Raw genomic sequence first — 21,578 nt, 5'->3', positions numbered from 1 at the left:
CTTCCCGGCAAGCGCCTGTCCCTGGTCGAGGGCAGTCCGCGGGTGGGCGTGCGCGAGGGAGCGCGCTGATGGAACTCCGCGTCCTGGTCCACGCGCCCCGCGGCCGCGATGCCTCGGTGGTGCAGCGCATGCTGCAGCACCAGGAGATCACCTCGCACGTGTGCGCGACGGAGGACGAGCTGCTGCAGTCCCTGGTCGAAGGCGCCGCCGCCGTGATCCTCACCGAGGAAGCGCTGCCGGAGCTGCTGTCGGACGACCGGCTGCTGGACTGGCTGAATGCGCAGCCGCCCTGGTCCGACTTTCCCTTCGTGGTGCTGGCCACCAAGCGCGAAGGGCATCGGCCGGAGAAGGACTTCCGTTCGCTGCACAGCCTCGGCAACCTGGTGCTGCTGGAGCGGCCGCTCAATGCCGAAACGCTGGTGAGCGCGGTCGAATCCGCGGTGCGGGCGCGGCGGCGGCAGTACGCGGCGCGCGAGCACCTGGAGGAACTGAAGCGCACGCGCGGCGAACTGGAGCGCCTCAACGGCGAGCTGGAAGACCGCATCCTGCTGCGCACCCGCGAGCTGGCCAGCGCCAACGACCGGCTGATGAAGGAGATCAACGAGCGCGAGCGGGCGCAGGCGGCGCTGACGCAGGTGCAGAAGATGGAAGCGATCGGCCGCCTCACCGGCGGCATCGCGCACGACTTCAACAACCTGCTGCACGTGGTCAACATGAACCTCGAGCTGGTCTCCCTCTATGCCAAGGAGGAGAAGGTCAAGCCCGTGGTGGACCGCGCCAAGAGCGCGGCGCGGCGCGGGGCGCGCCTCACCAACCAGCTGCTGTCGTTCGCGCGCAGCCAGTCGCTGCTGCCCAAGCTCACGCGGGTCAACCAGCTGCTGCTGGGAATGAAGGACCTGCTGGAGATCTCCGTCGGCTCCGCGGTGGAGGTGGAGCTGGACCTGTGCGAGGAAGACGCCACGGTGGTGCTCGACCCGAGCCAGATGGAGATGGCGATCCTGAACCTCGCGGTCAATTCGCGCGATGCGATGGCGCAGGGCGGCAAGCTGAAGATCACCACGGGCACGCGCTTCCTCGACGAGGACCGCGACCTGCCCCCGGGCGACTACGTGCTGGTGAGCGTCACCGACACCGGCGGCGGCATTCCGGCCAACGTGCTGCCCAAGGTGTTCGATCCCTTCTTCACCACCAAGCCGCTGGGCCGCGGCACGGGCCTGGGCCTCAGCCAGGTCTATGGCTTCGCCCGCCAGTCCGGCGGGCTGGCGCGCATCCGCAGCGAGGAGGGCCAGGGCACCACGGTGGAAATGCTCTTCCCCGAGGCTGACGGCGATACCGACGAGCAGAGCGTGCAGAAGCAGCAGCCGGCGGTGCCGGCGCTCGCCGGGGCCTGCCACATCCTGGTGGTGGAGGATGACCCGGACGTGCGGCGCGTGATCGTCGAGTGCCTGAGCCTGATCGGCTACAAGGTCACGGAGGCGGCCAACGGCGGCGAGGCGCTGGCCTCGCTGGCGACGGTGAAGCCGGACCTGCTGGTGGTGGACTACGCCATGCCCGACATGACCGGCGCCGAAGTGATCTCCGAGGCGCGCAAGCTGGTGGGCGACGTGCCGGTGATCCTCGCGACCGGCTATGCCGACATGGCCGCCGTGGAGCGCCTGGCCGGCAAGCCGAAGATCCTGCGCAAGCCCTTCGACATCGCGGCGCTGGGCGATGCGGTGAGCAGCGTGCTGGAGGCCGCCCGGGAGGAGGCGGGGAGCGTCTGACTCACCGCTTCTTCATCAGCAGCGTCCCCACCGTCAGCCCGAGCGCGAAGAACGCATACACGTTCGCCATCTCCGGACGCCCCAGCCGGTGCTCGAAGCCCGGCGTCAGCCGCTTCGGCGTGAGCTGGTAGTCGACGACGCAGGCCACCGTGGCCGCCGTGACCGCGCCGGCCAGCGCCGGGACCGGCGACTTCGCCTCTTCGCGCGCGCCCCACGCCTTCGCGTGCAGCACGGCCCAGAAGATGGCCGCGACGTGGTGCGTGACATAGCCCGTCAGCGTGTACTTCAGGCTGGCTTCGTCCTGCCGCAGGGCGCGGTCGCCGAAGAACCAGTGGCTCACCGCGTTGACCGGGGCGGCAGGCTGGTTGCGCCGGTAGCCGGCCCAGGCCAGGTACCCTGCCGAGAAGGCGCTCGCGAGGCTGCCGGACACCAGGCCCTCGCGCAAGGCTTGTTTCCAGGTTGGCATGCCGTGAGTCTAGGTAATGCCGGGCAATCCGTGGCGCCCCGCTTGCAAGGCGTAACGCTAGACTGGGCCTGCCATGCGCGTCCTGCTGACGGGTTCCACCGGCTTCATCGGCCGCGCTGTCGCGCAGGCCCTGCGCCAGCGCGGACACACGGTCGTTCCTGCAATGCGCCGGCCGTCTCCGGGCCGGGTCGACTTCGTGCAGGCCGACTTCGCCAGTGTGCCTTCGCGCGACTGGTGGCTGCCGCGGCTGGAGGGCATCGACGCGGTGGTCAACGCGGTCGGCATCCTGCGCGAGCAGCGCGGGCAGACCTTCGAGGCGCTGCACCATCGCGCCCCCGCCGAACTCTTCCATGCCTGCGACGCGGCCGCCGTGCGCAGCGTGGTGCAGGTTTCCGCCCTGGGGGCGGACGAGCATGGCCGCACGGGCTACCAGCGCAGCAAGAAGGCGGCGGACGACGTGCTGCGCTCCCTGCCGCTGCGCGCCGCGATCGTGCAGCCCTCCCTGGTCTACGGCCCGGGCGGCGACAGCGCGGCGCTGTTCAACAAGCTCGCGGTCGCGCCGCTGCTGCCCTTTCCCATGGGCGGGCGCATGCCGGTGCAGCCGGTGCACCTCGACGACGTGGTGCAGGGCGTCGTGCGCCTGGTCGAGTCGCCGCCGGAAGAAGTCGCGACCTATGTCTTCGCCGGGCCGCGGCCGCTGGCGCTGGCCGGCTATCTGCGCGAGTTGCGGCTCGCCATGGGCGAGAACCCGCGGCAATGGGTGATCCCCATCCCCGCCTTCCTGTTCCGCGCCGGGGCCACCCTGGCCGGCGTCCTTCCCGGGAGCATGCTCGATCGCGACACGGCCGACATGCTGCTGGCCGGCAACGCCACCCAGCGCAACGGCCTGCCGGCGCTGCTCGGGCGCGCGCCGCGCGCCCCGGCGGACTTCATCGCCGGGCCCGTCCGCGAGAGCGCCCGGCGCGAAGCGACGCTGGATCTCTGGCTGCCGGTGCTGCGGCTCGCGCTCGCGTTCCTGTGGATCTGGACCGCGATCGTCTCCTTCGGCCTGTACCCCGTGCGGGACAGCTACGCCCTGCTGGCGCGCGTGGGCCTGCACGGCACGCCCGCCACCCTGGCCCTCTACGGCGCGGCCCTGCTCGACCTGGTCCTGGGCCTGCTCACGCTGGCCGCGCCGGCACGCTGGCGGCGCGGGGTGTGGCTCGCGCAGCTGGCGCTGGTCGCCGGCTACACCGTGCTCATCACGCTGTTCCTGCCCGAATACTGGCTGCATCCCTACGGGCCGATCGCCAAGAACCTGCCCATCCTCGCCCTGATCGCGCTGCTGTGGTCGCTGGAGCCGCCGGCGCGCGAAGGAAGGCACTGATGGACTACCTCGTGGTGAAGTGGCTGCACGTGCTGTCGTCGACGATCCTGTTCGGCGCCGGCGTCGGCTCCGCCTTCCACCTGTTCGCCTCCTCGCTGCGCGGCCACACGGGCGGCGCGGCCGCTTCGGCGCGCAACGTGGTCGCGGCCGACTGGCTGTTCACCACGCCCAGCGCGGTCGTGCAGCCGGTCACCGGGCTGTGGCTGATCCACCTGATGAAGATCCCGCTGTCCACCCCCTGGGTGGCCTGGTCGCTCGCGCTGTACGCGGTGGCGATCGCCTGCTGGCTGCCGGTGGTGGCGATCCAGATCCGCATGCGCGGGATGGCGGTGGAGGCCGAGCATGGCTGCGAGCCCCTGCCGGACGCCTACCGCCGCCTGTTCCACTGGTGGAAAGGGCTCGGCTTCGGCGCCTTCTTCCCCTTCCTCCTGATCTTCTGGCTGATGGTGGCCAAGCGCCTGCCCTGGGCCGGGTGAATTCCGAATGAGCCAGGACGAGATCCTCGATTGCCTCGTGATCGGCGGCGGTGCCGCCGGTCTCACCGCCGCCGTCTACCTGGGCCGCTACCGGCGCCGCGCGCTGGTGCTCGATGCCGGCGGCAGCCGGCTGGCGAAGATCCCGCGCACGCGCAACGTGCCGGGATTCCCGGAGGGCATCGAAGGGCCGGAGCTGCTTCGCCGCATGCAGGAGCACGCCCGCATCTACGGCGTGCCCACGACGCACACGGAGGTGCGGCGCATCGAGAAGCTGGAGGACGGCAGCTTCCGCGCGGAAAGCGACCGCGGGCAATGGCGCGCGCGCTTCGTGCTGCTGGCGACCGGAGCGCGCGACGTCGAGCCGGAGATCGACGGCCTGCACGAGGCCATGCAGGCCGGCCAGGTGCGCTTCTGCCCGGTGTGCGACGGCTTCGAGACGCAGGGCCAGCGCGTCGCGGTGCTGGGGCGCGCGGGGCACGGCCTGCACGAATCGCTCTTCATCTCGGGTTTCGGCAACGAGGTGACCTGGCTGGCGATGGCGACGCAGGAGGAGGTCGATCCGCGCGAGCTGGCGCGGCTGCGCGATGCCGGCGTGCGGCTGGCGGACAGCCCCCCGCATCGCATCGACTGCGGCGTGGACTGCGGCGTGCGCGTGGCCCTGCAGGACGGGCAGGTGCTGGAGTTCGACACGCTCTATCCCGCGCTCGGCCTGCACCATGCCTGCGACCTCGCCACGCGGCTCGGCGCGCGTTCGTGCCCGGACGGCCAGCTCGAAGTGGACGTGCACCAGCAGACCACGGTGGACGGCCTCTATGCCGCCGGCGACGTGGCGATGGACCTGAACCAGATCAGCGTGGCGGCGGGGCACGCCGCGATCGCCTCGACCGCCATCCACAATCGGCTTTAGGATGGCGCCCCAACGAAGCCCGGAGGAGCCGCCATGAAGATCACCGGCGTCGAGCCGTTCATCCTGCACGTGCCCGTCACGGGCGCGCAGATCGCCGACAGCACGCACACCATCACGCACTGGGGTGTGGTGGGGGCGCGGGTGGACACCGATGCGGGCCTGTCCGGCTACGGGTTCACCGGCACGCACGCGCACCTGCCGGGCGACCAGCTGATCGCGCGCTGCATCGCCACCTGCCACGCCCCGCTGCTGGTGGGCGAGGACGCCGGCGAGGTGCAGCGGCTGTGGCACAAGCTCGCGCGCCATCCCGCGCTGCAGTGGATCGGCCGCGCCGGCATCACCACGCTGGCGCAGGCGGCGATCGACGTCGCGCTGTGGGACCTGAAGGCGAAGGCGCAGGGCCAGCCGCTGTGGAAGCTGCTGGGCGGGCCGGTGCGCGAGCGGGTGCGCGCCTACAACACCGACATCGGCTGGCTGTCGATCGCCGATGCCGAACTGGTGAAGGGTGCGGTGCGCGCGGTGGAGCAGGGCTTCAGCGGCATCAAGATCAAGGTGGGTTCCACCGTCGAACGCGACCTGCGCCGGCTGGCGGCGGTGCGCGCCGCGATCGGCCCCGAGGTCACGCTGGCGGTGGACGGCAACGGCAAGTGGGACCTCGCCACCTGCCTGCGCTTCTGCCGCGGCGCCGAAGCGCAGGACGTGTACTGGTTCGAGGAGCCGCTCTGGTACGACGACGTGAAGGGGCACGCGCAGCTCGCGCGCGCCACCCGCATCCCGCTGGCGCTGGGCGAGCAGCTCTATACGCAGGACGCGTTCGCGGAGTTCTTCCAGCAGCAGGCGATCCACTGGGTGCAGCCCGACGTGGCGCGCATGGCGGGGCTGACGGAGGTGCTGCGCGTGTGCGACGCCGCGCACGGCCACCGCCTGCCGGTCGCCCCGCACGCGGGCGACATGAGCCAGGTGCACATGCATCTCGCCTACGCGCATCCGGCCGTGCAGGTGCTGGAGTACATCCCCTGGATCAAGGACTGCTTCACCGATCCGGCGGAGGTGGTGGATGGCTTCTTCCGCCTGCCGCAGCAGCCCGGGGCGGGCACCACGCCGACGCCGCAGGCCTGGGAACGGTTCCGCCAGGCCACGGCCTGAGGCGTCCCATGCAGGTCCACGCCGAGACCGATCTGGGCAAGCCGTCGCACGGCTGGCGCCGCCGCGCCTACGAGGTCATCTTCGAGTCGGACACGCCGCAGGGCCGCGCCTTCGACAAGTGGATCGTGGCCGCCATCCTGGTGAGCGTGGTGGTGGTGATCGTCGACAGCGTTCCGGCCTTCCGCGCGCGCTTCCGAACGGCCTTCGACGTGGCGGAATGGTTCTTCACGATCCTGTTCACGGTCGAATACATCGCCCGCGTGGCCAGCGTGGAGCGGCCCTTGCACTACATGCGCAGCTTCTTCGGCATCGTGGACCTGATGTCGGTGCTGCCCACCTACCTGGCGATCCTGCTGCCGGAGACGCATGCCCTGATCGACGTGCGCATCCTGCGGCTGCTGCGGGTCTTCCGGATCTTCAAGCTGACCGACTACATCGTGGAGTACCAGATGCTGGCGGAGGCGCTCGCCGCGAGCCGGCGCAAGATCCTGGTGTTCCTTTCGGTCGTGCTGATGGTGGTGCTGATCCTCGGCACGCTGCTGTACGTGGTGGAAGGGCCCGAGCACGGCTTCAAGGACATCCCGACTTCGGTCTACTGGGCCGTGACGACGATCACCACCGTCGGCTTCGGGGACATCACGCCCAAGACGGAAGCCGGACGCTTCATCGCGTCGGTGATGATGCTGCTGGGCTGGGGGACGCTGGCCGTGCCCACCGGCATCGTGACGGCTGAAATGACCGCGCGGCGCTTGCCGCCGCCGGGGCCGGAGCGGCTGTGCGGGAATTGCGGGGTGGGCGGCCATGCCGCCGATGCGCGCTACTGCCGCATGTGCGCCGCACCGCTCGTCCGGGTCCCCCGGGAAAACGCGGAGCCCGCCGCATCGCCGCCGCGCTAACGTGGCCTCCCCTTTTCCAGAGGAGTCCGCCATGCGTCAAATGCTCGTCCTGGTCGCCGGTGTCGTCCTGTCCGCTTCCGCCTGGGCGCACAACTGCCCGAATGAATGGAAGGCCATCGACGCCAAGCTGGCCACCAATCCGAGCCTCTCGAAGGAGCAGATGGAGAAGGTGACCGCGCTGCGCAAGAGCGGCGAGGACCTCCACAAGGCCGGCAAGCATGCCGAGTCCATGAAGGACCTCGGCGAAGCCAAGAAGATCCTGGGGATCTGAGCGCCGGCGCGCGTTCAGTCGCGCGCGATCTCCGCCCCGCGCTGCGCCAGCAGTTCGCGCAGCACCGAGCGGTGGCAGTGCTGCTCGTCGTCGCAGTAGCACCCGACCGAGAACGAGGCCTGGTGCGACAGCGCGGCCAGCAGGTCCAGCACCCGGCTCGCGTCGGGCTGGTTCATCTCGGCCTGGTACTTGCGCTTGAACGCGGCCCATTCCTTGTCGGTCTGGGCCGCGCGCCCTTCCGCCATGAGGTCCGCGCTGGGCGCGAGGTTGGGCAGCCAGGTGTCGTAGTAATCGCGGCTGGCGAATTCCTCCTTCGGCACGCCGCGCGGCGGCCGCCGCACCGTGCCGAGGCGCAGGCCTTCCCCGGGCGCACGCGGGGTTCCGAGCTGGACGATGCGGACGGGCATGGGCAAAGCGTAGCAGGATCAGGTCGAGCCGTCGTTCTTCAGGCCGAGCACTTCGACGCGCTGGATGGAGGGCGGCTGCGCGAACAGTTCGTCCGCCTTCGCCATCAGCGCCTTCGCGATCGGGCCTCCCAGATGGTTGTCCACCCCCTGCTGGTCGTGGAAGGCGTCGAACACGGCGAACGTGCCCGGCGCCAGTCGCAGCGCGAACCAGATCGGCGTGGTGGCCTCCTCCCTCGCCATGCTTAGCCCGGCCTGCAGGAACGCGGCGACTTCCTCTTCCTTGCCGGGCTTCGCCTCCAGCCGGACGTACAGCGAGTGCTTGATCATGGAGTTCTCCTTGGGGACATCGCCACGCTGGCGACGGGGTCGACTCTAGGCCTGGGCCGACAGGGGTGAAACTGTCAAAATGGACTCGTTTCATAGCATTCGGGCCAAACCGTGGAGATCGCGATCCTGGCGCTGGACGGCGCCTTCGACACCGGCCTCGCCACCGTCCTGGACGCCTTCGCCACCGCGAACGAGCTGGCGCAGCTGCAGGGCCTGGGCTCGCTGCGCTTCGACACCCGAGTGGTCGGCATGCGGCGGCGCGTGCGCACCGCGCAAGGCATGCAGGTGCCCGTGGCACCCGCCGAGGCGGTTACCGCGCCCGACTGGGTCGTGGTCCCCGCGATCGGCGCCAAGATGCCCGGCCCCCTGCAGCAGGCGCTGGCGCGTCCCGACGTGGCCGACGCCGGCGCGGCGCTGCGCGAGTGGCGCACCGGCGGCGCGCGCGTCGCGGCGGCCTGCATCGGGACCTTCGTGCTGGCCGAGTCGGGTCTGCTCGCGGGGCAGCGCGCGACCACGACGTGGTGGCTGGTGCCGGTGTTCCGCCAGCGCTATCCGCGCGTGCAGCTGGAGCAGTCGCGCATGGTGGTGGCTTCCGGGCCCTTCCTCACCGCCGGCGCGGCCCTCGGCCACATGGACCTGGCGCTGGCGCTGGTGCGGCAGTCCAGCCCCGAGCTGGCCGCCACGACCGCGCGCTACCTGGTCGTGGATGCGCGCGCCGCGCAATCGGCCTATGCCATCGCCGACCATCTCGCGCACAGCGATCCGCTGGTCGAACGCTTCGAGGCCTGGGCGCGGCAGCGGTTGGACCAGGGCTTCTCGCTCGACGAGGCCGCCAGCGCGCTGGCGACCAGCAAGCGCACCCTGGCGCGCCGCATGAACGAGGTGCTGGGCAAGTCGCCGCTGTCGTACTTCCAGGACCTGCGGGTGGAACGCGCGGTGCACCTGCTGAAGACGAGCCGCGCCAATCTCGATCGCATCGCGGAGCAGGTCGGGTACGCCGACGGCATCACGCTGGGCACGCTGCTGCGCCGGCGGCTCGGAAAGGGCGTGCGCGAGATCCGCGGCACGACGGCCTGATGGCGGTTATCCTGCGGCGCAGGTGCCGGAGGAAACGATGAAAGTCCTCATGTTCTACGAGCTGGCGGAGGGCGGCCTCGCCAAGGCGCCGGCGCACTTCGCCAGCCACCAGGCGCGCATGCGCGAATTCCACGGCCGGGGCGTGCTGCTGATGGCGGGGCCCTACGGCACGCCGCCCGTGGGCGCGCTGGGAGTCTTCACCTCGCGCGCGGCCGCGGAGGAGTTCGCCCGCGACGATCCCTTCATGCTCAATGGCGTGGTGGGGCGCTGCACGATCCACGACTGGAACGAGGACCTCGCCTGAGCGCGGACAGGCCGTCGCGCCGACAATCGGCGCATGTCCCGTCCCCTGCGTCTCTCCGTCCTCGACCAGTCCGTCGCCTGCGTCGGCCGGCCCCAGGACGAATCCATCCGCCACACCGTCGCCCTGGCCGAGCACTGCGAACGCCTCGGCTACGAGCGCTTCTGGCTCAGCGAGCACCACAGCCTGCCCGCCATCGTGGGCACCGCCCCCGAGGTGCTGATGGCCGCGATCGCGGTGCGGACCGCGCGCATCCGCATCGGCAGCGCCGGCGTGATGCTGCCGCACTACTCGCCCTTCAAGGTCGCGGAGCAGTTCCGCGTGCTGGACGCCCTGGCGCCGGGCCGCATCGACCTCGGTGTGGGCCGCGCGCCCGGCAGCGACCACCGCACCGCGCGCCTGCTCAACCCCGATCCGCGCTCGGCCAATCACTTTCCGCAGCAGGTGCGCGAACTGCAGGCCTGGGTGAGCGGGGAGGAGATGCCCGAAGGCCACCCCGGCCGCGGCATCCAGGCGCTGCCGCGGGCCGTCACCGCGCCGCAACTGTGGATGCTGGGCAGCTCCAGCTACGGCGCGCAGCTGGCCGCGCACTACGGCCTGCCGTATTCCTTCGCCCACTTCATCAGCGACGGCGAGGGCTGCGCGGAGGCGCTGGAGCTGTATCGCCAGCTGTTCAAGCCGGGGCTCGTCCAGCGCCCCGAGGCCAACGTCTGCGTCTGGGCGCTGGCCGCCGACACCGAGGAAGAAGCCTGGCGGCTGTTCGCCAGCCGCGAGCGGGCCCGCGTGGACCGGCAGACCGGCCGCTTCGGCCCGCTGCTGCCGCCCGAGCAGGCGGTCCGCCCCTACGACGCAGCCGAGGAGGCCTTCCGGCAGGGGCTGCGCGCGCGTTCCTTCGTGGGGACGGGGGAGCAGGTGGTGCAGCGGCTGCGCGCGCTGGCCGAGGCGCTGGAGATCGAGGAGGTGGTGGTGATCACCTGGACCTGGGATCCGCTGGCGCAGCGCCGCTCGTACGAGCTGCTGGCCGGGGCGGCAGGGTTGTCCTAGGGGCTTGCGTCCCCGCCATCCAGCCCGAGCATGGAGGCGACGATGGCGAGCAGTTCCGCGCTGTCGGCCATCTTGGACACCGTGGGGTACTCGCCGAACACGCCGGCCAGGTCCGGCGCCTGCTCCGGCGAGAGCAGGGCGGTGAGATAGACCAGGGGAATCCCGGCGGTGCGGGGCTCCTGCGAGAGGGCAAAGGCGACCTCATCGCCCTGCATGCCGGGCATGTCGATGTCGCACAGGATCACGCCCGGTGCTTCCTCGCACGCGAAGGCGACGGCCAGCCGGGGATCCGTCAGCGCGACGACGCGGAAGTCTGCGCCGAGGCGGCTCGCGATGGCCCAGGCGACGGCCTCGTCGTCGTCGACGACCAGGATGCAGGGCTTGGCCTTCTCCGGGTCGGGCAGGGGGCGCAAGGGCATGGCGCAGCCAGAAGGGCGTTTCCTGCGATCATAGGCGCCCCGCAGAACACGCACACGCGAGGAGACACCGAATGTTCCCCACCACGATTGCCGGAAGCCTGCCGAAACCCGGGTGGCTGGCCGAGGAGCACAAGCTGTGGCCGCAGTGGCGCGAGCAGGGCGACGCGCTGCGCCAGGCGAAGGCCGACGCCACCCTGCTGTGGATCAAGGCCCAGGAAGACGCGGGGCTGGACATCGTCACCGACGGCGAGCAGTCGCGCCAGCACTTCGTGCACGGCTTCCTCGAGCAGGTCGAGGGCATCGACTTCGCGCACAAGGTGGAGATGGGCATCCGCGCCGACCGGTACAAGGCGATGGTGCCCCAGGTGGTGGCGCCGCTGCGCCTGAAGGGCCGCGTGCACGCCTTCGAGGCGCGGCTGGCCCGCGCGCACACGCGGCGCAAGCTGAAGTTCACCTTGCCGGGGCCCATGACGATCGTCGACACGGTGGCCGACCGCCACTACGGCGACCGGGTGAAGATGGCCTTCGCCTTCGCCGAGCTCCTGAACCAGGAAGCCCTGGCGCTGCAGGCAGACGGCGTGGACATCATCCAGTTCGACGAGCCGGCCTTCAACGTCTACATGGCGGAGGCGGCCGAGTGGGGCGTGAAGGCGCTGGAGCGCGCCGCGCAGGGCCTCACCTGCAAGACCGCGGTGCACATCTGCTACGGCTATGGCATCGAGGCCAACGTGAAGTGGAAGAACACGCTGGGCGAGGAATGGCGCCAGTACGAGCAGGTGTTTCCCGCCCTCGCCGCCAGCCGCATCGACCAGGTGAGCCTCGAGTGCTACCACTCGCACGTGCCGCCCCACCTCATGGGCCTGCTGAAGGGCAAGGACGTGATGGTGGGCGTGATCGACGTCGCCAGCGACGAGGTGGAGACGCCGGAGCAGGTGGCCGACACGATCGGCAATGCGCTGCAATTCGTTGCCCGGGAACGACTGTTTCCTTGTACCAACTGCGGGATGGCCCCGATGGACCGCGAGATCGCGCTGAAGAAGCTGCAGGCGCTCGGCCTCGGCGCCGCGCTGGCACGCGAGCGCTACGGCAAGTAGCCGCTCACCAGCTTCTTGTCGGACAAAGCCTCGTGCAGTCCTATCCGGATTCCTACATTGCGCTTTCGCTCCGCTTGGGTAGAAAGCACAACCATAAGGACTCCGGAGCTCAGGATGGAAGTACGTGCGAGGCGTGTCCGAAATTCCTGCGCCCTCGCGGTCGCGCTCGCGGCCCTGGCGGCGTCAGCGGCCGAGGGCGATTACCGCAACCTCACCACCGGCGCCGCGCTGCGGCCCGGCATCTACGGGCGCATCGAGCTGCGCGGCAGCGCGGCACCCCCGCCCGTGATCTATCCCGAGCCGGTTCTGGCGAACAGCGCCGTCGATCGTGTCCAGCGCGAGCCCGTCTACCTCTACGTGCCTCCCGGGCAGGTGCGCAAGTGGAAGCTGCACTGCGCGAAATGGTCGGCCTGCGACGAGCCGGTGCTGTTCGTGCGGGTCGACCAGAGCCCCAGCCGCTGGGGCCAGTGGCGGCAGCGGCGGGACGAGCTCGCCGGGCGCGCGCTCCAGCCTTCGCATTGAGGAGACGGGCGCCCCCGTGGCGCGGAGCTCTGTGCTGTAATGAAACGGCAGGGGACGGATCGACGAGCGCCGCTTCGGGCTGGCGCACCAGCCAGGAGAACCGCAGCGCATGTCCATGAATGCCTTGCCTGCCGCCGTGCGCGGCGTCCGGCCCGCCCTGGCGGCGCGCCACGCGCGGGTTCGCGCGCACAGTCTGGCGCTGGCGGCGCCCCTCTCGGCCGAGGACCAGTGCGTGCAGGCCATGCCCGACGCGAGCCCGACCAAGTGGCACCTCGCGCACACCAGCTGGTTCTTCGAGGCCGTCGTGCTCGCGGCCCATGCGCCCGGCTACCGCCCTTTCGATGCGCGCTGGGGCCATCTCTTCAATTCCTACTACGAAGCGCTCGGCAGCCGGCATCCGCGGCCGCAGCGCGGGCTGCTGACCCGTCCCTCGCTCTCCGAGGTGCACGCGTACCGCGCGCATGTCGACGAGGCGGTGCAGGACCTGCTCGCGTCCGCCGATCCCGCGGCGTGGCCGCAGGTGGAAGCGCTGGTCGAACTGGGGCTGCAGCACGAACAGCAGCACCAGGAACTGCTCCTCACCGACATCCTCTACGCGCTGTGGTGCAACCCGCTGCTGCCGGCGTATGCGGCCCACGAGGCGGCCTCGCTGCGGCTGGCGCCGCTGCCGCTGCACTGGGTCGCGGGGCCGGAGGGCGGCGTCGCCATCGGGCATGAAGGCGAGGGCTTCGCCTTCGACAACGAGTCGCCCCGGCATCGCCAGTGGCTGCAGCCCTACCGCATCGCCGACCGGCTGGTGAGCTGCGGCGAGTACGCGGAGTTCATCGCCGACGGCGGCTACCGCACGGCGTCGCTGTGGCTGTCGGACGGCTGGGCGCTGGTGCAGTCGCAGCAGTGGACCGCGCCGCTGTACTGGCTGGCGCCCGGCGACCCGCGCGCGCCCTCCGCGCAGTGGCAGGTGTTCGGGCTGCACGGGCTGCGCCCGCTCGACGCGGCGGCGCCGGTGAGCCACCTGAGCTTCTACGAGGCCGCGGCCTATGCCGAATGGGCCGGCGCCCGCCTGCCCACCGAAGCCGAATGGGAAGCGGCGGCCGCGCGGCCGGGCCTGCACGAGCTGCACGGGCACGTGTGGCAGTGGACCCGATCCTCCTACGACCCTTACCCGGGCTATCGCCCCTGGGCCGGCGCGATCGGCGAGTACAACGGCAAGTTCATGGTCGGCCAGCTCGTGCTGCGCGGCAGCAGCGCCGCGACGCCGCCGGGCCATGGGCGCGACACCTATCGCAATTTCTTCCCGCCGGCGGCGCGCTGGCAGTTCAGCGGCCTGCGGCTCGCAAGGGACGGTGCATGACGGACGAATTCGCGCGCGACCTCCTCGTGGCCCTGAAGGAGCGGCCGCACCGCATCTCCCCCAAGTACTTCTACGACGCCGAAGGCTCTCGCCTCTTCGACCTCATCTGCGAGCTGCCGGAGTACTACCCGACCCGCACCGAGCTGGGCATCCTCGAACGCAGCGTCGCGGAGATGGCGGCGCTGGCGGGGCCGGGCGCCGAGATCGTCGAGTTCGGCGCCGGTTCGCTGCGCAAGGTGCGGCTGCTGCTGCAGGCCTTCGACGCGCCGGCGCGCTACCTGCCGATCGACATCTCCGGCGATCACCTGCGCGATGCCGCGGCCTTCCTGCGCAGGGAATTCGCGGGCTTGGAGGTCCAGCCGGTCGTGGCCGACTACACGCGCACGCTGCAACTGCCGCCCGCCGGGCGGGGCCGGCGGATCGGCTTCTTCCCCGGCTCCACCATCGGCAACTTCACGCCCGAGGAGGCCCTGGCCTTCCTGGGCGGCGCGGCGGAGCTGCTGCGCGGCGGCGCGCTGCTGCTGGGCGTGGACCTGGTGAAGGATCCGCAACTGCTGCACGCCGCCTACAACGATGCCCAGGGCGTGACGGCCGCGTTCAACCTGAACCTGCTGGCGCGGGCCAACCGCGAGCTGGGCGCCAACTTCGTGCTCCCGCAGTTCGCGCACTACGCCTTCTACAACGCGCCGCTGCAGCGCATCGAGATGCACCTGGTCAGCCGCACGCGGCAGGCGGTCGCGCTGGGCGGCGAGGGCTTGGTGCTGGAGGAGGGCGAGAGCCTGCACACGGAGAACTCGTACAAGTTCACCATGACGGGCGTGCGGACGCTGGCGCAGCGCGCCGGCTTCCGGCCCGGGCCGATCTGGACCGATCCGGAGAACCTGTTCAGCGTGCACTGGCTGCACGCCCCGCCAAGGAGCCAGGCATGAAAGCGACGTGGAACGGCGTGACCGTCGCCGAGAGCGACGACACGGTGCTGGTCGAGGGCAATCATTACTTCCCGGCCAGCGCGCTCAAGCGCGAATACGTGACCTTCAGCAACCACCACACGAGCTGTCCCTGGAAGGGCGAGGCGAGCTACTACTCGCTGCTGGTGAACGGCGAGCTGAACCAGGACGCGGTCTGGTACTACCCCGAGCCGAAGCCCGAGGCGCAGATGGTGAAGGACCGGGTGGCGTTCTGGAACGGCGTGAAGGTCGGGTGACGCCGGCGTTCAGGCCGGCTGCATCCGCACCCCCGCGCGCTCCGTCTCCATGTTCCTCGCCAGCAGTTTCACCAGCGCATAGACCGTGTCGATGTGCGGCGTCGCCGTGCCGGTGAGGCGCGCGAGCTCCGCGACCGATCCCACCAGCGCGTCGATCTCGGGCGCGCGGCCGGACTCCACGTCCTGCAGCATAGAGGTCTTGTGCCTGCCGACCTTCTCGGCGCCGGCGATGCGCTTTTCCAGCGGCACGCGGAAGGTGATCCCGAGCTTGCCCGCCACCGCCTGCGCCTCGCGCATCATGCTGGCGGCGATCTCGCGCGAGAGCGGGAACTGGCAGATGTCCACCAGGGTCGAGTGCGTGAGGCTGCTGATCGGGTTGAAGGTGAGGTTGCCCCACAGCTTCAGCCAGATTTCCGCGCGGATGTCTTCCAGCACCGGCGCCTTGAGGCCGGCCCGCTGGAAGACCTCCGAGATGCGGGTGACGCGGTCGCTCACGCGGCCATCGAGCTCGCCCAGCGGGAAGCGGTCGCCCTCGATGTGCTTCACCACGCCGGGCGCGAGCAGCTCGCACGCCGGATAGACCACGCAGCCGATCACGCGCTCCGGCGGGATCTGCGTCGCGAGCCGCCCCTCCTGGTCCACGCTGCGCACCGCACTGCCTTCCAGCGCGCAGCCGGTCTTGTGGAAGTACCAGAAGGGGATGCCGTTCTGCATCGTCACCACCGCGGTCCGCGGCCCCATCAGCCGGTCCAGGTGCGGCGCGACGTCCGCCACCTGGTGCGCCTTGGTGGCGAGGATCACGAGATCCTGCTCGCCGGCCTCCTCGTAGCGCTCGGTCGCGCGCACGTTGCGCGCCACGTGCTGGCTGCCGTCCGGCAGCACCAGCCGCATGCCCGCATCGCGGATGGCCGCGAGATTCGCGCCGCGCACGATGAAGGTGACGTCCTCGCCGGCCAAGGCGAGTTTCACGCCGACATAGCCACCGATGGCGCCGGCGCCGATGATTGCGATCTTCATGCTCCCTCCTGCGGGAGTAAGGGGTTACTGGAGGCGGTTCGTCAGCCGGCCGATGCCGGCGATCTCGACTTCGACGGTGCAGCCGGGCTTCATGGAGCCCACGCCGACCGAGGTGCCGCAGAGGAGGATGTCGCCGGGCAGGAGGGTCATGTCCTGCGAGATCAGGCTCACCAGTTGCGCGACGGAAAAGCGCATGTCGCTGATCGGGTAGTCCTGCCGCACCACGCCGTCGAGCAGCGTGCGCACGGTGAGCCTGGCGGGATCGAGCCCGGTCGCCACCGCCGGCCCGAAGGGGCAGAAGGTGTCGAAGCCCTTGGCACGCGACCACTGCGCGAACGAGGCGTCGCGGTTCAGGATGTCGGCCACCGTCACGTCGTTGGCGCAGGTGTAGCCGAACACGTGCGCCATCGCCTCGTCCTCGCTCACCTGCTTGCAACGCTTGCCGATCACGATGCCCAGTTCGCCCTCGTAGACCACCTTGCCGGTGCCGGGATGGCGGATGGTGCCGCCCGGCTCCAGGTAGGAGTTGGGCGTCTTGATCAGGTAGAGCGGCTCTTCCGGCGCGGCCAGGTTCAGCTTCTCGCCGAGCGCCTTGAAGTTGTTCCACAAGGCGATGACCTTGCTCGGCTGCACCGGGGTGAGCAGGCGCACGTCGGCCAGCGGCACCGTGCGGTCGCCGCGCTGCGGATATTCGAACATGTCGCCGTGCCAGAGGCGCACTCGCTCGCCTTCCAGCGTGCCGAAGCGGACCGTGGCGCCCTCGAGGAAGCGTACCCAGCGCAGTTGCATGACGGCTCCCTCAGGCGGCGAGGAGGACGGAGCCCTGCTTCGCCGCGTGGTGCTCGTACGCGGCGAGGCAGCGGGCCTTGGTGCTCTCGATCGCGTCGACGAGGAAGTCGAGGTCGTAGGCCCTCAGCAGGTGCGGCTGCTCGTGCTGGACCCAGTCCTTGAGTCCGGCGCGGCCGTAGCGGTGGATGGCGGCGAAGGCCACCGGGTCCCAGTGCCAGCTCAGGTCCAGCAGGTGGAAGGCCGCGTTGTAGGCGTGGCGGTGGGCTTCGGAAGCGGCGTCGGTGGCCGCGGGAGAGTGCAGGTCTTGCAGCACGTCGATCTCCTTCAAGTTCGTTGAGGCTTGAAGGCAATGTAGGGAGATCGACGAATAAAGGATAGTTAAAGTATTTGATGCGAACCATCACATCGAGGTGATGGTTCGCAGGCGGCTCGCTCTTAGAGCGCGTTCGCCGGCTGGCCGGCCAGGTGGCGCACGTCCTGCGTCGTGGACGGGCGGGCGGCCAGGAAGGCGGAGCCGCTGTCCTCGCGCGTCATCGCGGCGACGGCATCGCGGCTGCCGATGTACTCGGCCTGCACTTCGGCGCGGCTGCGGGTGCTGCGGAACGACTTCAGCGGGTTGTACGAGATCGAATAGGGGTTCACGCCCGCCTGCTTGTATGCGGCCAGTTCGGCCTGCACGGCGGCGCGGGTGGCCTGTCCGGCGGCCCCGGCCGCGAACTGGCCGCTGGGGTCGGCGTCCTGGGCCTGGGCGGCGAAGGCGGCGAGGGACAGGGCGGCGATCACGAGACTGGAGCGGTTCATGCTGGTCCTTTCGGAGGGGTTGCGTTGACGATGGAAGGACTTTATTCCTCTCAAGCTGCGCAAAAAAGAGCGTCACGAACAATCCTCCATTGCAGCTGGTGCAATAATCCGGACATGGATCGACTCCAATCGATGCGGGTGTTCCAGGAGGTGGTGGACGAGGGCGGCTTCGCGGCGGCGGCCCGCAAGCTGGACCTGACGCCGGCGGCGGTGACGCGGCTGGTGAGCGACCTGGAGCGGCACCTGGGCGTGCGCCTGCTGCAACGCACCACCCGGCGCCTTTCGCTCACGCCGGCGGGCGAGGCCTACCTGCAGCGCCTGCGACCCATCCTCGGCGACATCGAGGAGGCCGACGCGATCGCGCACGCGCACAGCCGCGAGATGAGCGGCACCGTGCGCGTGCTGGCCCTGCCGGGCATTGCGACGCACATCATCGCGCCCGCCATCCCCGAGTTCCAGCTCCGGTATCCGGAGGTGGTGCTCGAACTGCACGTGCACGACGTGGTCGATCCGGACGTCGAGGACTACGACCTCACGGTCGTGACGGGCGGCGTGCCCATCCACTCCAGCGCGGTCGCGCGCACGGTGGTCGCCAGCGAGGCGGTCTTCTGCGCCGCGCCGGCCTACCTGGAACGCTTCGGCGAGCCGGCCTCACCGCAGGACCTGGGCGCGCATCGCTGGCTCCGCGTGCGCACGCCCGGCATGCGGCTGCGCGCCATGACGCTGATCGATCCCACGCAGCGGGACCGCACCCTGGAAGTGGAAGTGCCCGCGGTGGTGCACTCGAACCACATGGATACGCTGCTGCGGGCCACCATCGCCGGCGCGGGCATCAGCAGCCAGCCGGCGGGCCTGATCGCGCCGCTGCTCAAGAGCGGCGAACTGAAGCGCGTGCTCGCGCCGTGGGTCACCGGCCGCATGAGCATCGTGGTGGCCGTGCCCACCCGCAAGTACATGCCGGCGCGCACGCGCGCCTTCGTCGATCACCTGGTGGAGTCCACGCAGCAGGCCCTCGCCGACCTCGAACTGGCCAGGACCGCGGCGGGCGCGTAAGGGCGCGCTACGCCCGGGCGGGCACCAGCCGCAACCCGATCCAGGCCGCGCCGATGACGGCGTTGACGGGCACGCTCAGCGCGCTGGGCACGTAGAAGACCACGGAGAAGGCGGGGGCCTGCAGCAGCCATTCGACGACGGCACCGAGCGCGTAGAAGAACAGGCCCCACCACATCCAGCGGCGCATGTACGTCGGCAGCCAGCGGGCCTGGTCGCGGTTGTGCCGCCACGCGGCGGAGCGCTCGAAGAGGTTGCCGCGGTTGACGTCCTTGAAGAGCCAGCCGAAGAAGAAATAGCGGTACAGCAGTGTGCTGAAGGACATGATTCGTTCACCCGATGCCGGGCGATGGACCGCCATCGCCGGCTCAGGGCATGTTGCGACGTTGTAGCGCGGCGCTTCGTGCGTGTCCATGCCCACCCGGCGTAGGACCCCCGCGAAGAGGCCGCCGGTTGACGATTCTCAACCGGGAGCAACCGACAGGTCCCAGCAGCGGGGCTGCGCGCCCCGCCTTCAGCGTTGCAGGCCCAGGGCGAGCAGGCCGGCCACGACCAGCGCCAGCCCGCGCTGTTCGGCCCGCGCGAGCTTCTCGCGCAGCAGCCGGCGCGAGACGAGGTAGCTGAAGACCACTTCCACCATCCCCAGCGTGCGCACGTTGGCGGCGGTGGTCAGCGCGAAAGCCGTGAACCAGCCGATGGAGGCCAGCGCGCCCGTCGCGCCCGCCAGCGTGGAGATGCGCCAAGCCGTCACAGTGGCCCGCAGCGACTGCGGTGAGCGCAGCACCAGCCAGCCGCCCAGGAGCACGGTCTGGAGCGTCTGCGCCAGCAGCACCCCCCAGGCGCCCGCGAGCCAGGCCGAGGTGTCCGGCAACTGCAGGGCCGCGCCGCGGTAGCCGATCGCGGACAGGGCGAAGCCCGCACCCGAGGCGAGGCCGAACCAGGCGGCCCGCCCGGTCCAGGCGCCGCCTTCCACCGCGCCCGCTTTCTGCGGCAGCGACAGCATCACCACGCCCGCGGTCGCGAGGGCGATGGCCACCAGCGTCCAGCCGCCCGGGAGCTCGCGCAGGAACACCGAGCCGAACAGGGCGACCTGCAGCGCGTCGGTCTTGGAATAAGCCACGCCGACGACGAAGTTGCGCTCCTTCATCGCCGACAGCAGGAAGGCGGTGGCGGCGAGCTGGCCCAAGGCCCCGAGCAGCAGCCAGCCGGAATAGGCCGGGCCGAATGGCGGCAGTGGCGCAGCCGTCGCGGGCAGGAGGTGGAGGGCGGCGACCCACAGGGCCGCGAAGGGAATGCCGTAGAGGAAGCGCGCGAGCGTCGCGCCCAGCGTGCCGGCCTGGGCGACCAGGGAGCGCTGGGCGGCGTTGCGCGCGGTCTGCGCCAAGGCCGCCCACAGCACGATGGGCAGCCAAAGCCAGGACGGCGCGCTCAATGCGTGCAACTGCCGCCGACAGCTCGGGTGAAGAACTGGCCCCTGGCCAGCGCCAGGATGCCGCTGGCGTCGATGATGCGCAGCTCGTCGCCCTCGGCCAGCAGTTCCATCGTGTGGTCACGCTGCGGATCGGCGCGCAGGATGGGCCCATCCATGTGGCCGGTCAGCTCGTGCACGCGGCCCCGCTTGATCAGCTTGGCTTCCACGCGCTGGTACTCCTGGGCGATGTCCAGCACGTAGTTGCGCAGCAGCCCGGCCCCGCACCACAGGCCCGCCACCATCACGGGCGCGCGCACGGTCACCGGCGCCGGCGAGGCGGCCAGCGCAGCCGGGGAGAGGGTGGCGGCGCCCAGCAGGGCCGCAAGGGCGACGAAGGGACGGGCGAGCGACTGCATGGCGCGCAAGATACCACTGCTCGAGCGGGGCCGCGGCGCGAGCCGCTAATGAGTGCCTCGGCCGTGGGGGCGCATCCGGACCGGCCGGGGCGGCCGGGGCGGGGGGCCCAGGTACATCGCATCGGACCAAGTCGCCAGCCACCGGGGCCGCCAGGCCACCAGCAGGCTCACCAACGCGCACGTCCAGGAGGCTTCCCCCAGCGCCAGCAGGATGGCGGCCACCCGCTGCAGTTCCCCGGGCGTCCCGGCCAGCGCCGGCCCGAAGACGATGCCCAGCACGCCGCAGGCGCCCAGCGCCAGCATGGGCACCGCGAACGCGCGCCCGAGCATGTACGCCACGGGATGGTGGCCGAGCGCCCGGCGCACGCCGTGGCCCAGCAGCAGCGTCAGCGTGGCCGGCAGCAGGCCGCTCCACACGATCAGGTGCAGGGCGTGGGCCGGCGACGCGTCCATGGTCAGGAGGGTGCTCGCCCCGGCCAGCGTCAGCACCGGGATGGCGAGCGGCCACCCCAGCAGCAGCACGGCCAGCGGCGCGCCGGACCATTGCAGCGGGAAGGGCAGGGCGGCCAGCCCGGGCCAGCTCCAGAGCCACGGCAGCACCGTGAGGCAGGCCAGGAAGGGCGTGGCCAGCGGCACCTGTCCCCCGTGCGGGCGCAACAGCCGCCACGGCCGCACGGCCAGCACCGCGCCCCAGGCGAGCGCCAGCAGGATCGCTTCGATGGCGGCCCGGGACGGCACGGCGGCCCTAGCGGCCGCCCGTGCGGATCTTGCCCTCGCGCACGTAGCGTTCGTATTCGTCGCGCGTGATGGCGGCGGTGCCGGCGTTGCCCTCGCCGTCCTGCCAGTGCAAGGTCACGCTGTCGTCCGCCACGTCGATGTCGACGTCGCCGTCCGGCACGGGCACCAGCACGCCGTCGCCGGCGCGGAAGCAGACTTCTCCGCGGATCATCGCGTGTTGCGACATGGGCTCCCCTTTGCTATGCGATGACCAGTTTCCGGGCCGGTTCGGGCCCGCCCGTGTCGGAGGACAGCGCGTGTTCTTGCGGGACGGCCGTGG

General features: G+C 70.8%; 29 protein-coding genes. 16 read left to right on the top strand and 13 right to left on the bottom strand.

The genetic code is table 11. The annotated features are described in order from the left end of the window. The first annotated feature begins 68 nt into the window (after positions 1 to 68). On the top strand, positions 69 to 1,763 hold the full coding sequence (locus JJ685_RS05740) for a response regulator (RefSeq protein ID WP_201673233.1): 1,695 nt from the start codon (positions 69 to 71) through the stop codon (positions 1,761 to 1,763). A gap of 1 nt (position 1,764) precedes the next feature. Here JJ685_RS05740 and JJ685_RS05735 read toward each other — a convergent pair whose 3' ends face one another. After that, entirely contained in the window at positions 1,765 to 2,229 is a 465-nt protein-coding gene (locus tag JJ685_RS05735) for a hypothetical protein (protein ID WP_201673232.1), read from the bottom strand. 73 nt (positions 2,230 to 2,302) lie between these two features. Between JJ685_RS05735 and JJ685_RS05730 the strand changes: the two genes are divergently transcribed. The 6 genes from JJ685_RS05730 to JJ685_RS05705 are packed head-to-tail and all read left to right on the top strand — an operon-like array spanning position 2,303 to position 7,291. Further along, positions 2,303 to 3,595, top strand: a complete 1,293-nt coding sequence (locus JJ685_RS05730) for an SDR family oxidoreductase (protein ID WP_201673231.1) — start codon at positions 2,303 to 2,305, stop codon at positions 3,593 to 3,595. Beyond that, positions 3,595 to 4,071 carry a DUF2269 family protein gene (locus tag JJ685_RS05725; protein ID WP_201673230.1) on the top strand — a complete coding sequence of 159 codons (477 nt, stop codon included), beginning with the start codon at positions 3,595 to 3,597 and terminating at the stop codon, positions 4,069 to 4,071. The genes JJ685_RS05730 and JJ685_RS05725 overlap by 1 nt, the downstream gene beginning before the upstream one ends. 7 nt (positions 4,072 to 4,078) lie before the next feature. Beyond that, on the top strand, positions 4,079 to 4,978 hold the full coding sequence (locus tag JJ685_RS05720; protein WP_201673229.1) for an NAD(P)/FAD-dependent oxidoreductase: 900 nt from the start codon (positions 4,079 to 4,081) through the stop codon (positions 4,976 to 4,978). A 33-nt stretch (positions 4,979 to 5,011) separates the two neighbouring features. Then, a complete protein-coding gene (locus tag JJ685_RS05715; RefSeq protein WP_201673228.1) occupies positions 5,012 to 6,124 on the top strand; it encodes a mandelate racemase/muconate lactonizing enzyme family protein in 1,113 nt (370 codons plus the stop codon). Between the two features lie 8 nt (positions 6,125 to 6,132). Next, positions 6,133 to 7,020 (top strand): ion transporter, encoded by an 888-nt coding sequence (locus tag JJ685_RS05710; RefSeq protein WP_201673227.1) that lies wholly within the window; start codon positions 6,133 to 6,135, stop codon positions 7,018 to 7,020. 31 nt (positions 7,021 to 7,051) lie between these two features. Then, on the top strand, positions 7,052 to 7,291 hold the full coding sequence (locus JJ685_RS05705; protein WP_201673226.1) for a hypothetical protein: 240 nt from the start codon (positions 7,052 to 7,054) through the stop codon (positions 7,289 to 7,291). 14 nt (positions 7,292 to 7,305) lie between these two features. Here JJ685_RS05705 and JJ685_RS05700 read toward each other — a convergent pair whose 3' ends face one another. Together JJ685_RS05700 and JJ685_RS05695 are read right to left on the bottom strand one after the other, a co-directional pair. Beyond that, the gene (locus JJ685_RS05700) at positions 7,306 to 7,698 is read right to left on the bottom strand and encodes a DUF488 domain-containing protein (protein ID WP_201673225.1); all 393 of its coding nucleotides are present in this window, start codon (positions 7,696 to 7,698) and stop codon (positions 7,306 to 7,308) included. 18 nt (positions 7,699 to 7,716) lie between these two features. Then, complete coding sequence (locus JJ685_RS05695; RefSeq protein ID WP_201673224.1) at positions 7,717 to 8,025, bottom strand: putative quinol monooxygenase; 309 nt, start codon at positions 8,023 to 8,025, stop codon at positions 7,717 to 7,719. A 111-nt stretch (positions 8,026 to 8,136) separates the two neighbouring features. On the opposite strand from JJ685_RS05695, the gene JJ685_RS05690 reads away from it, so the two are divergent. From JJ685_RS05690 to JJ685_RS05680, 3 genes are read left to right on the top strand one after another with little or no spacing between them, the layout of a single operon-like run. Next, the gene (locus JJ685_RS05690) at positions 8,137 to 9,102 is read left to right on the top strand and encodes a GlxA family transcriptional regulator (protein ID WP_201673223.1); all 966 of its coding nucleotides are present in this window, start codon (positions 8,137 to 8,139) and stop codon (positions 9,100 to 9,102) included. A gap of 37 nt (positions 9,103 to 9,139) precedes the next feature. After that, positions 9,140 to 9,406, top strand: a complete 267-nt coding sequence (locus JJ685_RS05685) for a YciI family protein (protein ID WP_201673222.1) — start codon at positions 9,140 to 9,142, stop codon at positions 9,404 to 9,406. Between the two features lie 33 nt (positions 9,407 to 9,439). Then, positions 9,440 to 10,447: an LLM class flavin-dependent oxidoreductase gene (locus tag JJ685_RS05680; protein ID WP_236598683.1), complete on the top strand. Its 1,008-nt coding sequence runs from the start codon at positions 9,440 to 9,442 to the stop codon at positions 10,445 to 10,447. On the opposite strand, the gene JJ685_RS05675 is transcribed toward JJ685_RS05680, so the two are convergent. Beyond that, positions 10,444 to 10,866 carry a response regulator gene (locus JJ685_RS05675; RefSeq protein WP_201673221.1) on the bottom strand — a complete coding sequence of 141 codons (423 nt, stop codon included), beginning with the start codon at positions 10,864 to 10,866 and terminating at the stop codon, positions 10,444 to 10,446. The genes JJ685_RS05680 and JJ685_RS05675 overlap by 4 nt on opposite strands. A gap of 71 nt (positions 10,867 to 10,937) precedes the next feature. Between JJ685_RS05675 and JJ685_RS05670 the strand changes: the two genes are divergently transcribed. From JJ685_RS05670 to JJ685_RS05650, 5 genes are all read left to right on the top strand, one after another. Beyond that, a complete protein-coding gene (locus tag JJ685_RS05670; protein WP_201673220.1) occupies positions 10,938 to 11,960 on the top strand; it encodes a methionine synthase in 1,023 nt (340 codons plus the stop codon). A gap of 114 nt (positions 11,961 to 12,074) precedes the next feature. After that, positions 12,075 to 12,482, top strand: coding sequence for a hypothetical protein (locus JJ685_RS05665; RefSeq protein WP_201673219.1), 408 nt, complete (start codon positions 12,075 to 12,077; stop codon positions 12,480 to 12,482). Positions 12,483 to 12,597: 115 nt separating this feature from the next. Next, positions 12,598 to 13,833 carry an ergothioneine biosynthesis protein EgtB gene (egtB, locus tag JJ685_RS05660; protein ID WP_201673701.1) on the top strand — a complete coding sequence of 412 codons (1,236 nt, stop codon included), beginning with the start codon at positions 12,598 to 12,600 and terminating at the stop codon, positions 13,831 to 13,833. Beyond that, a complete protein-coding gene (gene egtD, locus JJ685_RS05655) occupies positions 13,830 to 14,762 on the top strand; it encodes an L-histidine N(alpha)-methyltransferase (RefSeq protein ID WP_201673218.1) in 933 nt (310 codons plus the stop codon). Before egtB ends, egtD begins: the two co-directional genes overlap by 4 nt. Continuing rightward, entirely contained in the window at positions 14,759 to 15,037 is a 279-nt protein-coding gene (locus JJ685_RS05650; RefSeq protein ID WP_201673217.1) for a DUF427 domain-containing protein, read from the top strand. Before egtD ends, JJ685_RS05650 begins: the two co-directional genes overlap by 4 nt. Before the next feature lie 9 nt (positions 15,038 to 15,046). Here JJ685_RS05650 and JJ685_RS05645 read toward each other — a convergent pair whose 3' ends face one another. The 4 genes from JJ685_RS05645 to JJ685_RS05630 form a co-directional block, all read right to left on the bottom strand. Continuing rightward, the gene (locus tag JJ685_RS05645) at positions 15,047 to 16,054 is read right to left on the bottom strand and encodes a 2-dehydropantoate 2-reductase (RefSeq protein WP_201673216.1); all 1,008 of its coding nucleotides are present in this window, start codon (positions 16,052 to 16,054) and stop codon (positions 15,047 to 15,049) included. A gap of 24 nt (positions 16,055 to 16,078) precedes the next feature. Next, on the bottom strand, positions 16,079 to 16,843 hold the full coding sequence (locus JJ685_RS05640; RefSeq protein ID WP_201673215.1) for a fumarylacetoacetate hydrolase family protein: 765 nt from the start codon (positions 16,841 to 16,843) through the stop codon (positions 16,079 to 16,081). Between the two features lie 10 nt (positions 16,844 to 16,853). After that, positions 16,854 to 17,156: an HAD family hydrolase gene (locus JJ685_RS05635; protein WP_201673214.1), complete on the bottom strand. Its 303-nt coding sequence runs from the start codon at positions 17,154 to 17,156 to the stop codon at positions 16,854 to 16,856. 122 nt (positions 17,157 to 17,278) lie between these two features. After that, complete coding sequence (locus JJ685_RS05630) at positions 17,279 to 17,644, bottom strand: DUF4148 domain-containing protein (protein ID WP_201673213.1); 366 nt, start codon at positions 17,642 to 17,644, stop codon at positions 17,279 to 17,281. Positions 17,645 to 17,758: 114 nt separating this feature from the next. Between JJ685_RS05630 and JJ685_RS05625 the strand changes: the two genes are divergently transcribed. Then, positions 17,759 to 18,697, top strand: a complete 939-nt coding sequence (locus JJ685_RS05625; RefSeq protein ID WP_201673212.1) for a LysR family transcriptional regulator — start codon at positions 17,759 to 17,761, stop codon at positions 18,695 to 18,697. Between the two features lie 7 nt (positions 18,698 to 18,704). Here JJ685_RS05625 and JJ685_RS05620 read toward each other — a convergent pair whose 3' ends face one another. The 5 genes from JJ685_RS05620 to JJ685_RS05600 form a co-directional block, all read right to left on the bottom strand. After that, positions 18,705 to 19,019, bottom strand: a complete 315-nt coding sequence (locus tag JJ685_RS05620; RefSeq protein ID WP_236598682.1) for a hypothetical protein — start codon at positions 19,017 to 19,019, stop codon at positions 18,705 to 18,707. Positions 19,020 to 19,208: 189 nt separating this feature from the next. Next, positions 19,209 to 20,126, bottom strand: a complete 918-nt coding sequence (locus JJ685_RS05615; protein WP_236598681.1) for a DMT family transporter — start codon at positions 20,124 to 20,126, stop codon at positions 19,209 to 19,211. Then, the gene (locus JJ685_RS05610; protein ID WP_201673209.1) at positions 20,123 to 20,530 is read right to left on the bottom strand and encodes a hypothetical protein; all 408 of its coding nucleotides are present in this window, start codon (positions 20,528 to 20,530) and stop codon (positions 20,123 to 20,125) included. The genes JJ685_RS05615 and JJ685_RS05610 overlap by 4 nt, the downstream gene beginning before the upstream one ends. Positions 20,531 to 20,566: 36 nt before the next feature. Then, positions 20,567 to 21,259, bottom strand: coding sequence for a hypothetical protein (locus JJ685_RS05605; RefSeq protein ID WP_201673208.1), 693 nt, complete (start codon positions 21,257 to 21,259; stop codon positions 20,567 to 20,569). Between the two features lie 7 nt (positions 21,260 to 21,266). Next, positions 21,267 to 21,485 carry a hypothetical protein gene (locus tag JJ685_RS05600; protein WP_201673207.1) on the bottom strand — a complete coding sequence of 73 codons (219 nt, stop codon included), beginning with the start codon at positions 21,483 to 21,485 and terminating at the stop codon, positions 21,267 to 21,269. Between the last annotated feature and the right edge of the window lie 93 nt (positions 21,486 to 21,578).

Origin of the sequence: Ramlibacter monticola, from assembly GCF_016722785.1 — a bacterium.
Classification (GTDB): Bacteria; Pseudomonadota; Gammaproteobacteria; order Burkholderiales; family Burkholderiaceae_C; genus Ramlibacter; species Ramlibacter monticola.
Note: the sequence above shows the minus strand (reverse complement) of the source record. Positions and strands in the feature narration are given on the sequence as shown.